Annotated in this window: 10 protein-coding genes and 1 pseudogene; 10 read left to right on the top strand and 1 reads right to left on the bottom strand. The window is 70.8% G+C overall.

All coding sequences use genetic code 11. The annotated features are described in order from the left end of the window. The first annotated feature begins 76 nt into the window (after nt 1-76). The 6 genes and pseudogenes from BEK98_RS07705 (at nt 77) to BEK98_RS07680 (ending at nt 6,093) form a co-directional block, all read left to right on the top strand. On the top strand, nt 77-925 hold the full coding sequence (locus BEK98_RS07705) for a menaquinone biosynthetic enzyme MqnA/MqnD family protein (protein WP_094215607.1): 849 nt from the start codon (nt 77-79) through the stop codon (nt 923-925). A gap of 118 nt (nt 926-1,043) precedes the next feature. After that, nucleotides 1,044-1,662: pseudogene (locus BEK98_RS07700) on the top strand (SUKH-4 family immunity protein). 126 nt (nt 1,663-1,788) lie between these two features. Beyond that, nucleotides 1,789-3,477, top strand: coding sequence for a serine/threonine-protein kinase (locus BEK98_RS07695; protein WP_094215606.1), 1,689 nt, complete (start codon nt 1,789-1,791; stop codon nt 3,475-3,477). Nucleotides 3,478-3,490: 13 nt separating this feature from the next. Next, on the top strand, nt 3,491-4,216 hold the full coding sequence (locus tag BEK98_RS07690; RefSeq protein ID WP_094215605.1) for a prepilin peptidase: 726 nt from the start codon (nt 3,491-3,493) through the stop codon (nt 4,214-4,216). Between the two features lie 70 nt (nt 4,217-4,286). Next, nucleotides 4,287-5,486: a cyclic dehypoxanthinyl futalosine synthase gene (mqnC, locus tag BEK98_RS07685; RefSeq protein WP_094215604.1), complete on the top strand. Its 1,200-nt coding sequence runs from the start codon at nt 4,287-4,289 to the stop codon at nt 5,484-5,486. Between the two features lie 7 nt (nt 5,487-5,493). After that, nucleotides 5,494-6,093: an imidazolonepropionase-like domain-containing protein gene (locus tag BEK98_RS07680; protein ID WP_094215603.1), complete on the top strand. Its 600-nt coding sequence runs from the start codon at nt 5,494-5,496 to the stop codon at nt 6,091-6,093. A 6-nt stretch (nt 6,094-6,099) separates the two neighbouring features. Here the strand turns inward: BEK98_RS07680 and BEK98_RS07675 are convergent, their stop codons facing one another. Beyond that, nucleotides 6,100-7,095 (bottom strand): chitinase, encoded by a 996-nt coding sequence (locus tag BEK98_RS07675; RefSeq protein ID WP_094215602.1) that lies wholly within the window; start codon nt 7,093-7,095, stop codon nt 6,100-6,102. Nucleotides 7,096-7,372: 277 nt separating this feature from the next. Here BEK98_RS07675 and BEK98_RS07670 point away from each other — a divergent pair, with 277 nt between their 5' ends. From BEK98_RS07670 to BEK98_RS07655, 4 genes are read left to right on the top strand one after another with little or no spacing between them, the layout of a single operon-like run. Then, nucleotides 7,373-7,705: a hypothetical protein gene (locus tag BEK98_RS07670; RefSeq protein ID WP_094215601.1), complete on the top strand. Its 333-nt coding sequence runs from the start codon at nt 7,373-7,375 to the stop codon at nt 7,703-7,705. A gap of 19 nt (nt 7,706-7,724) precedes the next feature. Continuing rightward, the gene (locus BEK98_RS07665; protein ID WP_094215600.1) at nt 7,725-10,058 is read left to right on the top strand and encodes a bifunctional polysaccharide deacetylase/glycosyltransferase family 2 protein; all 2,334 of its coding nucleotides are present in this window, start codon (nt 7,725-7,727) and stop codon (nt 10,056-10,058) included. Nucleotide 10,059: 1 nt separating this feature from the next. Beyond that, nucleotides 10,060-11,211, top strand: a complete 1,152-nt coding sequence (locus BEK98_RS07660; protein WP_425276593.1) for an acyltransferase family protein — start codon at nt 10,060-10,062, stop codon at nt 11,209-11,211. Next, nucleotides 11,208-11,903, top strand: a complete 696-nt coding sequence (locus BEK98_RS07655) for a demethylmenaquinone methyltransferase (RefSeq protein ID WP_094215598.1) — start codon at nt 11,208-11,210, stop codon at nt 11,901-11,903. Before BEK98_RS07660 ends, BEK98_RS07655 begins: the two co-directional genes overlap by 4 nt. Nucleotides 11,904-11,915: the final 12 nt, after the last annotated feature.

Here is an 11,915-nt window from a genome sequence, read left to right as displayed (position 1 = left end):
GTTTGAACAGCCGGACGGGTGTGTTGACGGTGGGGCCGGTCTCAGCACGGTACAGCACGGGGTCTAGTCTCGCGATGTGGACAATTCTCGCACCCGGCCGCGCGTCGGCCACATCCAGTTCCTGAACTGCCTGCCCCTCTACTGGGGGCTCGCGAGAACCGGCACGCTCCTCGACTTCGAGCTGACCAAGGACACCCCGGAAAAGCTCAGCGAGCAGCTCGTGCGCGGCGACCTCGACATCGGGCCCGTCACCCTGGTCGAGTTCCTGCGCAACGCCGACGATCTGGTCGCCTTCCCGGACATCGCCGTCGGCTGCGACGGCCCGGTGATGTCCTGCGTGATCGTCTCGCAGGTTCCGCTCGACCGGCTGGACGGCGCCCGGGTCGCCCTCGGCTCGACCTCCCGCACCTCGGTCCGCCTCGCCCAGCTCCTGCTGGCCGAGCGGTACGGCGTGCGGCCCGACTACTACACCTGCCCGCCCGACCTCGGCCTGATGATGCAGGAGGCGGACGCCGCCGTCCTCATCGGCGACGCGGCCCTGCGCGCCAACCTGCACTACGGGCCCAAGCTCGGCCTGGACGTGTACGACCTCGGGGCGATGTGGAAGGAGTGGACCGGCCTGCCGTTCGTCTTCGCGGTCTGGGCGGCCCGACGCGACTACCTGGAGCGGGAGCCGGCCCTCACCCGCCAGGTCCACGAGGCCTTCCTCGCCTCCCGCAACCTCTCCCTGGAGGAGGTCGGCAAGGTCGCCGAACAGGCCTCGCGCTGGGAGGCCTTCGACGAGGCGACCCTGGAGCAGTACTTCACCACCCTCGACTTCAGCTTCGGCGAGTCGCAGCTGGCGGCGGTCGCCGAGTTCGCCCGCCGGGTGGGCCCGACGACCGGCTTCCCGGCGGACGTGAAGGTGGACCTGCTGCAGCCGTGATCGCCACGGCACCAAGCCCTGCCGTCAAACTCCCGTCGTCCGCCCGGAGGGCGGGACCGCTTCCATCCGCAGAGAGTCCTACGGCGCCCGAGTCGCCGCGGAGTTCGGAGTTCCGGCAGTGCTTTTCGACGTCACCCGCGGCGAACTCGGCGACATCTTCGGCGAGGACCGGCTGGCGACCCTGCCCGCCACCGCCTTCCCGCCCTCCACCGCGGACACCGAGGGCGCCCGCCTTCTGCAGACCGTCGGCGTCCCCCACCGGGACGCTCTGGCTGCGTGAGCCCGACGAGGACACCGGTCGGCTGCACCTCGTCCAGGACCTCGTCCACGTCGAGGACTTCGAGGACGCCGCGGAGGACGCGGGTGACTGGCCCGTCATCGGCTGGCTGCTCAACGCCCACCTCGCCCTCGACCCCGTGTCCGGCAAGGTGCACGCCTTCGACCCCGACGAGGAGACCGTGCGGGAACTCCACACGGACGTCTCCTCCCTCGTCCAGGTCACACTCCGGTTCCAGCGCCTGCTCGACGAGTTCACCTTCAGCGGCGACGACGGCGACGAGGAAGCCGACTTCGAGCGCCTGGACCGCGAGGTCGAGCGCATCCGTCAGGGGACGAGCGGCATCGACCCGCTCCCCTTCCAGGACGACGAGACCGTCTGGTCGGTGGTCGGCGAGGAGATCGCCGCGGGCCGGCGCTTCAAGGGAAACAGCCCGGGAGCCCGCTCGCTCTACGGGTGATCGCCGGCCGATGTCGCTGCCGCCAGGTGCGGCCCGAGGGCGTGCACGGCGTCGCGGGCAGGCGGGAGTTCGACGACAGGGCCTAGGCTGCGGGCAGTGAGGCGTTGCGGGGGAGAGGTGGACGCCATGGAGCCGCTCGGAGCCGACGAACCGGCCGCTGTCGGGCCCTACCGGCTGCTCGGCCGGCTCGGCTCCGGCGGTATGGGCCGGGTCTACCTGGGCCGCAGCGCGGGCGGCCGTACGGTCGCGGTGAAGATCGTGCATCCGCACTTCGCGCTGGACGAGGAGTTCCGGGCCCGCTTCCGGCGCGAGGTGGAGGCCGCCCGCCGGGTCGGCGGCGCCTGGACCGCGCCCGTCCTCGACGCGGACCCGGAGGCTGCCGTGCCCTGGGTCGCCACCGCCTACGCGGCCGGCCCCTCCCTCGCCGCGGCCGTCCGGGACGGCGGCGCGCTGCCTTCGCACACCGTACGGGCCCTGGGCGCGGGCCTCGCCGAGGCGCTGACGGCGGTGCACGAACTGGGCCTCGTCCACCGGGACGTGAAGCCCTCCAACGTCCTGCTGACCCTGGACGGCCCGCTGCTGATCGACTTCGGCATCGCGCGCGCCACGGACGGTACGGCGTCCCTGACGTCGACCGGCGTCTCCGTCGGCTCGCCCGGCTACATGTCCCCCGAGCAGATCCTCGGCAAGGGGGTCACGGGCGCGGCGGACGTCTTCTCCCTCGGCGCGGTCCTGGCGTACGCGGCGACCGGTGAGCCGCCCTTCCCCGGCGACTCCTCGGCCGCGCTGCTCTACAAGGTCGTCCACGAGGAACCGGAACTCGGGGACCTCACCGGCGAGTTGCGGGAGGCCGCGGCCGTCTGCCTGGCGAAGGACCCGACCGCCCGCCCGACCCCGGCCGAACTGGCCCGCAGGCTCGCACCCGAGGGCGCCGCCCGCCTGGTCACCGGCGGCTGGCTGCCGGGCGTGCTGGTGGAACAGGTCAGCCGCAGCGCCGTACACCTTCTGAACCTGGAGACGACAGAGTCGGCGCCGTCAGGTCCGGTGCGGTTCAGCAGCCCTTCGGTGGGCGGGGAATCCGGGGTGGTCGCGGGCGAGCCGGCGTCGGCCGCGGGGGAGTTCGGTCCGGCTCCGGTGATGACTCCTCCGGTGCCGTCCGAGGCTCCGGCCGTGCCGTCGCCGACTCCACCGCAGGACGCGGTGCCGGCTCCCGGGAAGGTCAGCGTCAGCGTGGCGGCGGACTCCGGGCCGGGAGAGAGCGGGCGCGGGCGGCGGGTGAGCTGCACCGTCGCGCTGGCCGTGGCGGGGGCGCTGGCCGCGACGGCCGTGGGGCTCGGGGCGCTGCTGCGGCCGTGGGCCGGCGGGGACAACGACACGGCGGGCAGTGCACCCGCCACCTCCGACTCCTCCTCAACGTCGGCACCCGCCAACGGCTACTCACAGGAGCCGAGCGCAGCCCCGGGCGCGATCCCGGCCCGCTACCTCGGCACCTGGGAGGGCCGGGCCACCGGACTCGGCGGCAGCCTGGACATGGGCACCTTCCGGATCACCGTCCACCAGGCCGCCGTAGGCAAGGAGTTGGGACGGCTCAAGCAGACCGACGCGATCGGCGCCGTCTGTACCGACATCCTCACCCTGAAGCAGGTCACGAAGAGCCGCATCGTGGCGACCTCGGTGGGCGCCACGGGCAACCACGTCGGCTGCGATCCCGCACCGCACCCGGTGGAGTTGATGCCGGTCGGCGACGACCTCCAGTACTCCGCGGAGAGCGCGGCCGAGGGCGACCCGGTGTCCCGGATGTCGAAGGTCGGCTAGGAGGTTCTCCCCCATGAGCATGGGCGCCTTGGTCCTCGTCGCCGCGCTGTGGGGCGTGGTGGCGGGCGCGCTGCTGCCCCGGGCCGCCTACCGCTTCGCCGCCCCGGATGAGGAGCCGTGGCGGGAGCGGTGTCCGGGCGGGCATCCGATCCGCGGGTGGCTCGGACGGGCGCGGTGCGGGGAGTGCGCGCAGCCGTCGTACCAGGCGGCCGCCGCCCTCACCACCGCCACCGCCCTCACCTGCGCCGCCCTCGCCGCCGCCACCGGCACCCGGCCCGAGCTGGCCGTCTGGCTGCTGCTCGCGCCGGTGTGGGTGCTGCTGGCCGCCGTCGACCTGCGGGTGCGGCGGCTGCCCGACCCGCTGACCCTGCCGCTCGCGGCCGCCGGGCTCGCCCTGCTCGGCCTCGTCGCGCTGCTGCCCGAGCACGCCGGCCACTGGCCCACCGCGCTGTACGGCGCCCTCGCGCTCGGCGGCGGCTACTACGTGCTCTGGCTCATCAACCCGGCCGGCATGGGCTTCGGCGACGTGAAACTGGCCCTCGGCATGGGCGCCGTCCTCGGCTGGTACGGCTGGCCGACGGTCCTGCTCGGCACCTTCGCCGGCTTCCTGCTCGGGGCGCTCTATGGCGGCGCACTCGTCGTCGCGCGCCGAGCGGGCCGCAAGACGGCGATCCCGTTCGGGCCCTTCCTCATCGCCGGAGCCTTCGCCGGGCTGCTGATCGGCGCGTACGCAGCCTGAACGCGGGCTGCGCAAACGCCTGGCGTAGGCTGGTTCGGTCCGTCCGCAACCCTTGACGAAAGGGACCCTGGTGACCGAGAAGGCCGACCTCCAGTCTGTCCTCGACCGTGCCGCTGCCGGTGGGCGGATCACCCCGGAAGAGGCGCTCGTCCTCTACCGCGACGCCCCGCTGCACGCGTTGGGCGCCGCCGCCGACGCCGTACGCCGCCGCAAGTACGCGGGCATCGAGCACATCGCGACGTACATCATCGAGCGCAACATCAACTACACGAACGTGTGCGTCACGGCGTGCAAGTTCTGCGCCTTCTACGCGGCCCCCAAGGACACCGCCAAGGGCTGGACCCGTGACCTCGACGACATCCTGCGCCGGTGCGCGGAGACGGTGGAGCTGGGCGGCACCCAGATCATGTTCCAGGGCGGCCACCACCCGGACTACGGCGTCGAGTACTACGAGAAGCACTTCAAGGCCATCAAGGACGCCTTCCCGCAGCTGGTGATCCACTCGCTGGGCGCCTCCGAGGTCGAGCACATGGCCCGGATCTCGGGCGTGTCGGTGGAAGAGGCCATCACCCGCATCCACGAGGCGGGTCTGGACTCCTTCGCGGGCGCCGGCGCCGAACTCCTCCCCGAGCGCCCCCGCAAGGCCATCGCGCCCCTCAAGGAGAGCGGCGAGCGCTGGCTGGAGATCATGGAGACCGCGCACAAGCTGGGCGTGGAGTCCACCTCCACCATGCTCATGGGCACGGGCGAGACGAACGCCGAGCGCATCGAGCACCTGCGCATGATCCGGGACGTACAGGACCGCACGGGCGGCTTCCGCGCCTTCATCCCGTACACCTACCAGCCCGAGAACAACCACCTGAAGGGCCGTACGCAGGCGACCCTCTTCGAGTACCTGCGGATGATCGCGATCGCCCGCCTGTTCATGGACAACATCCAGCACATCCAGGGGTCCTGGCTCACGACCGGCAAGGAGGTCGGCCAGCTGTCCCTGCATTACGGCGCGGACGACCTCGGCTCGATCATGCTGGAGGAGAACGTGGTCTCCTCGGCCGGCGCCAAGCACCGCTCCAACCGGCTCGAGATCATCGACCTCATCCGCAAGGCGGGCCGCGTCCCGGCCCAGCGCGCCACGACCTACGAGCACCTCGTCGTGCACGACGACCCGGCGAACGACCCCGTCGACGAGCGGGTGATGTCGCACATCTCGTCGACGGCGATCGAGGGCGGCACGGCGCACCCCGAGCTGAAGCTGCTGGCGTCCAACTGACCCTGCTGTGCTGACACTCCACCTCGCCGAGCGGTCTCCGGAGGCCGCTGTCCTGGTCGACGGGGCGTCCATCGCCGCCGTCGGCCCGTACGAGGAACTGGCCGCCGCCGAGCCCCGGGCGCGGGTCCGGCGCTGGCCCGGCATCCTCACCCCGGGACTGCTGAACCCGTACGGCCCGGAGCTGCTGGAGGCCACCTACCACCCCGACCCGCGCGAGGCCGATGTGCTCGGCACCGAGCCCATCGTCGGGGCGCGGGCGCGGGAGATCTTCCGTGCCGACCCCGCACGCCTCGGCGCGAGCGCGCGGCGCGGGGTGCAGCGGATGCTGGCGCACGGCACGGTGGCGGTCGCCGGGGAGCTGCGGTCGCGGGCCGCGGCCGACGCGGTGCGCAGGGCCGGGCTCGCGATGGGACAGCGGCCGGACCGACTGCCGGGCCCGGCGGCCCTGTCCCCGACCCCGCTGATCCTGCTGCCGAGGCTGGTGCCGGGCGGTCCCGCCCGATTCGCCGTGTTCGACGTCGCGGACCGGGCCGAACTGGTCCGGCGCGGCGCCGGGACCTGCGTGGCGACCGTGATCGGCGGGCGGCTGGTGTACCGCGGCCGCTGACCGGGCTCAACCGGAGAACCGCTCCCCGAACGCCCCCGAACTCTGGCTCACCCCACTGCAGTCGGTCGCCGCGTCGTCCTGATCGGACTCTCCGTCCGCGCACTGCCGGTCGCGGAAGCTCGACCACATCGACACCCAGGCGATCTCCTTCTCCTCGGCGAACTTCCGCACCTGCGCGGCGTCGGAGAGCGTGAACGTCTCCCCGTCCACGTCGTTGACGCCGATCATCGAGGTGAGCGCCATGCCCCGCCACGCGTCCGCGTCGGACAGCCCGAACACCTTCTTCAGCTGGGCGTGCGCGGCCTTGGCCGAGGTGAGGGCGTAGTCGCCCATGTCGCCGGTGTACGACTCGCCGTAGTTCATCGTCATGACGTTGACGGTGGAGACCTGGACGTCGTACGTGTTCGCGGACTCCAGCAGCGCGAGGCCGTCCGCGTCGAGCCCGGAGGGCATCACCGGGAGGGTGAAGGAGACCTCCACGTCGGGCCGCTCCCGCTGCAGTCGGGCTATCGCCTTCGAGCGCAGGGCGACCGAGCCGGAGTCGGTCAGCTCGTCGCCCTCGATGTCGAAGTCGGCCTGCGTGGAGCCGGCAGCGTCCAGCGCCTTCGCGTAGGCGGCCGCCAGTGCGGAGGCGCTGCCGCAGGTGGCGGCCAGCTCCTTGCCGGAGGCGCCGCCGAAGGAGACCCGGACCGTGGCGCCGTCCCGCTTCAGCCGTGAGATCCGGGACTTCACGGCGGAGTCGCCGATCGCCTCGGTGCCGTTCCACTTCGGCGTGCAGTCGCCGCCGCCCGAGATCACGAAGGCGAGGTTGTACGTCGCCGGGGATCCGGCGGAGTCGGTGGCGGAGGTCTCGGTGGCACTGACGTAGGGGGCGTAGTCGGGGGCGTAATCGGGGGCATAGGAGGCGTGGGCGGACGTGCTTCCGGTCTGAGCCGAGCACCCGGTCACAGCGACTGCAAACATGCAGGTGACCCCGGTGATCCACGTCAGGGAACTCCTCATCGCACACATACCCGCTCTCGTGATTCCTGTCTCAAGATGGAAACAGAATTGGTTTCCTGGAGGAGAATGTCTCACATCTTCATGCGGCCCACCTGGGCATCCTCAGGAAAAATACAGCTTGGCAGGTCTTTCATGGGTGGCTCACAAGAATCCATGAGAAAGGCCCACATAAAGGCTGCCTAATATCCGAGGAATGCATTCCGAACCCGCCATCGAAAGTCGCGCCGTCAGGCGTGGTCGCCGTCGCAAACATGGCAACGGGTCCGTCGAGGGGCCCGTGTTCGTTGACTCCAGCGGACGCCGCTCGAAGGTGCTGCGCCGGATCGGCCTGCTCATCGGCGTCGTCTGCCTCACGTACGCGGGCGTGCTCGGCGCCGCCTTCATGGGCTGGGGCAGCTCCCTCAGCCCGTCCTCGCTGCTTCCCTTCGGCGACGCCCAGGGCGGCCAGGGGCCGGGCGGCATCCGCCCGCAGGGCGGGATCGGCCGCCAGGCGGGCCTCCCGTCTCCCTCCGCATCCGTATCCGTGTCCCCGCCGGCATCTGCGTCCCCGTCCGTATCCGTGTCTCCGTCCGTATCCGCGTCCGTGTCCGTGTCCGCGGCCGGCAACTGACGGGGCGCAGGCGGCAGTCATGACCACTCCCACTCCCACGCCCTCCCCCCGCGGCCGCAGGCGCGCCCCGACCCGTATCGAGCGGGCGGCAGGAAAGGCGGCGGCGCTGCAGCGCCCGCGCGTCATCCTCGCCCTGCTGCTCCTGCTGGCACTGACCTGCGTGATGCTGCTCGACGGCTATCTGCGCGCCGAGGTCGGCGGCGACGAGCGTGTGCGCACCGGCGCAAGCTCCAGCAAGGTCCCCGACAAGGTCCTGAACGGCGGCCCGATCCTGACCTTCCGGGGCGGCCAGGCCACCACGGTCTCCGTCCCGTCCAAGACCATCGCGCTCACCTTCGACGACGGCCCGAACCCGACCTGGACCCCGCAGGTCCTCGCGATCCTGCGCAAGTACGACGTCCCCGGCACGTTCTTCCTGGTCGGCTCGATGGTGTCGCGCTACCCGGGCATCGTGAAGACGATGGTCCAGCAGGGCAACGAGGTCGGCATCCACACCTTCACGCACGTCGACCTGTCGTACCAGAGTGACGCCCGCGTCAGCCGCGAGATGGAGCAGACACAGCTCGCCCTCGCCGGGGCGGCGGGCATCACCACGACCCTGTTCCGCGCGCCCTACTCCTCCGAGACGGACGCCATCGACAACTACAGCTGGCCGGTCTACAAGAAGCTCGGACAGGACGGCTACACCAGCGTGTTCGTCGACACCGACAGCGACGACTGGAAGAAGCCGGGCGTCTCGAAGATCGTCAAGTGGGCCACGCCCAAGGGCACCAAGGGCGCCTCCGTCCTCTTCCACGACGCGGGCGGCGAACGCTCGCAGACGATCAAGGCACTTCCGCAGTACATCGAGATGATGAAGGCGAAGGGCTACACCTTCACCACCGTCAGCGGGGTCATCGAGAAGCAGCGGGCGACGGAGCGGAAACAGACCGAACGGGAACAGGCCCAGCAGGATCAGGCCCAGCAGGGCCAGGCCCAGCGGGAACAGACCGGGAACGCGGCCGCCGGCCTCCGGGGCACCACCGACGGCAACGGCACCGACCGTCTCCAGGCCGCCCACCGCAAGGCCACCGGCATCACCCTGTACGAGGGCAAGGCCCTCATCGCGGCCGTCGCCGTCGCCGAGTGGACCGTACCCGCGCTCTCGGTCGGGCTGGTCGTCGTGGGCGTGGCCGTCATGGGCCGCTTCGGGATGATGCTGATCCTGGCCCGCCGCCACTTCCGGCAGCGCAACAGACGCAGGTTCGCCTGGGGGCCGCCGGTCGCCGGTCCGGTGAGCGTGATCGTCCCGGCGTACAACGAGAAGGAGTGCATCGCCAACACCCTTGAGTCGCTGGCGCGGAGCACCCATCCGATCGAGATCATCGTGGTCGACGACGGCTCGACGGACGGCACGTCCGAGATCGCGCGCAGTGCGGCCGAGTCGCTCGGCATGTCGAACGTCCGGGTCATCCGCCAGGAGAACGCGGGCAAGCCGGCCGCCCTCAACAACGGCGTCCGCAGCGCCAGTCATGACATCGTCGTGATGATGGACGGCGACACGGTCTTCGAGCCGGACACCGTACGGCAGCTCGTGCAGCCCTTCGCCGACCCCGAGGTCGGCGCGGTCGCCGGCAACGCCAAGGTCGGCAACCGCGACACCGTCATCGGCGCCTGGCAGCACATCGAGTACGTGATGGGCTTCAATCTCGACCGGCGCATGTACGACCTGCTGCGCTGCATGCCGACGATCCCGGGCGCGATCGGCGCGTTCCGCCGCGAAGCCGTCCTCCAGGTCGGCGGCATGAGCGAGGACACCCTCGCCGAGGACACCGACATCACCATCGCCCTGCACCGCGCGGGCTGGCGGGTCGTCTACCAGGAGCACGCGCGCGCGTGGACCGAGGCACCGGGTTCGCTGAAGCAGCTCTGGTCCCAGCGCTACCGCTGGTCGTACGGCACGATGCAGGCCCTGTGGAAGCACCGCAAGTCGCTGACCGACAAGGGGCCTTCGGGCCGCTTCGGCCGGGTCGGCATGCCCCTGGTGGTGATCTTCCAGATCGTCACGCCGGTCTTCGCCCCGCTCATCGACGTCTTCACCGTCTATTCGATGATCTTCGTCGACTTCCGGGCGGCCCTGTACGCCTGGCTCGCGGTGCTGGGCATCCAGCTCCTCTGCGCGGCCTACGCCTTCCACCTCGACCGCGAGAAGTACCGCTACCTGCTGATGATGCCCCTGCAACAACTCGCCTACCGCCAGATGATGTACCTCGTCCTCATCCACTCCTGCATCACAGCCCTCACCGGGGGCCGCCTGCGCTGGCAGAAACTGAAGCGGACCGGCGAGGTCGGGACACCGGCGGGGGTGAGCTGAGGTGGGCTCCCATCGCCGAGGCGCGCCTGCTCCTGCTACCGCTGTGCCCACAACGCCGGGCGCCGCCTCAAACACCGCCCAGCTGGAGAAGCCCCAAAACCGCGACCGCTACTTCGACACCCTCAGAGCAGCGGCCCTCATCCGCGTGGTGACGTACCACACCTTCGGCTGGCCCTGGTGCGGCATGGTCTTCCCCTCGATGGGCATCATGTTCGCCCTCGCCGGCACCCTCATGGCGAAGTCCCTGGAACGCCCAGCCGCCAAGGTCCTGAAGAGCCGCCTGCGCCGCCTCCTGCCCCCCTTCTGGTTCTGGGGCCTCTTCGTAGTCCTCGCCATGCTGATCCACGACTGGATGCCCGGCTGGCAGATCGTCTACTGGATCGTGCCGCTCGGCGACCCCCCGGGCAACGCATGGGGCGAGCAGGCCTGGGACATCCTCTGGTACCTGCGCACGTACCTCTGGTTCGTCCTGCTCTCTCCCCTGCTGCTGCGGATCTTCCGGCTCGCCCCGGTCCCGGTCCTGCTGCTGTCCCTCACCCCGATCCTGGTGCTGAACTTCCTCTGGTCGGGCCCCGACAACCGCTTCGGCAGCGCCCTGTGGGACCTGTCGACGTACCTCTTCTGCTGGATCCTCGGCTTCGCCCACCGCGACGGCGTGCTCCAGCGGATGAAGCCGGCTCTCGTGGCCGTCCTCGCGCTCGCCGCGCTGGGGTACGGCGGCTGGTACGCCTTCTCGCACCAGGCGGACTTCGGCACGTACGACCTCGACGAGAACCCCCTCGCGCAGGCCTTCTGGTCGGCCGGCTTCGTGCTGCTGCTGATGTGGGCCAAGGCGTACTTCCGGATCGACTTCGGCTGGCTCACCCGCTTCCGCCGCCTCGACCGGACGGTCACCGTCTTCAACGCGCGCGCGGTGACGATCTACCTCTGGCACGAGATCGCGCTGATCCTGGCCGTGCCCCTGATCGACCAGTTCTGGAACGTGCCCGCCTTCGAGAAGTACCTGCCTCTCGACAGCCAGTGGTTCATGTTCGGCATCGGCTGGGTCCTGATCGCCGTTTTCGTCCTGGCGTGCGGCTGGGTGGAGGACGTGGCCGCGAAGCAGCAGCCGCGACTGATCCCGGGAGGCCGTGCTGCAAGAATGGGCGGGTGACCCGCGCTTCCCTGAACAAGCAGCCGCACGAAGTCGCCTCGATGTTCGACGACGTGGCGGAACGGTACGACCTGACGAACGACGTGCTGTCGCTCGGCCAGGACCGGCGCTGGCGCAAGGAGGTGGCGAAGGCGGTCGACGCGCGCCCCGCGCAGAAGATCCTCGACCTCGCGGCCGGTACGGCGACCTCCTCGCTGCCCTTCGCGCAGGCGGGCGCGTACGTGGTCCCCTGCGACTTCTCCCTGGGGATGCTCCAGGTCGGCAAGAAGAAGCACACCTGGCTGCCGTTCACGGCGGGCGACGCGACGCGGCTGCCGTTCAAGGACGACACCTTCGACGCCGTCACGATCTCCTTCGGGCTGCGCAACGTGCAGGACTTCGACGCGGCCCTGCGCGAGATGTACCGGGTGACCCGGCCCGGCGGCCGGGTGGTGATCTGCGAGTTCTCGCACCCGACGTGGGCGCCGTTCCGCACCGTCTACACCGAGTACCTGATGCGGGCCCTGCCGCCGGTCGCGCGCGCGGTGTCCTCGAACCCGGACGCGTACGTCTACCTCGCCGAGTCCATCCGTGCCTGGCCCGACCAGCCCGCCCTCGCCGAGCGGCTGCGCAAGGCGGGCTGGTCGAAGGTGGCCTGGCGCAACCTGACCGGCGGCGTGGTCGCGCTGCACCGGGGCTTCAAGGAGAGCTGAACTCCTTCAGGC

Source organism: Streptomyces diastatochromogenes, assembly GCF_002242805.1.
Lineage (GTDB): Bacteria > Actinomycetota > Actinomycetes > Streptomycetales > Streptomycetaceae > Streptomyces > Streptomyces diastatochromogenes.
Note: the sequence above shows the minus strand (reverse complement) of the source record. Positions and strands in the feature narration are given on the sequence as shown.